The sequence below is a fragment of the Cedecea sp. B1(4) genome (assembly GCF_059414925.1).
Genome location: NZ_JCAHMZ010000264.1, coordinates 1 through 230, shown reverse-complemented (window position 1 = coordinate 230; position 230 = coordinate 1). Strand labels below are relative to the sequence as shown.

The window sequence follows — 230 nt, the reverse complement described above, 5'->3', positions numbered from 1 at the left end:
CCCATCGCGACCTTGGTGCGCAGCACGAACGGCACGTCGATGTCGCCGCCGAACATGTGGCGGGCCTTGCCGATCTGGTTGAAGATCTGGTCGGCCGCGACCCACATGAAGTCGGGGTACATGAATTCCACCACCGGCTTGTAGCGGCCGTCCATGGCCAGGCCGCCGCCCAGGCCGGCGAAGGCGTTCTCGGAGATCGGCGTGCCCAGCACGCGGTCGGGATACTTGTC

1 pseudogene is annotated in these 230 nt (G+C 66.5%); it reads right to left on the bottom strand.

Annotation, left to right across the window (positions count from 1 at the left end):
• Positions 1 to 230, bottom strand: a pseudogene (locus tag ACR6JA_RS22875) (alpha-ketoacid dehydrogenase subunit beta); the annotation flags it as partial.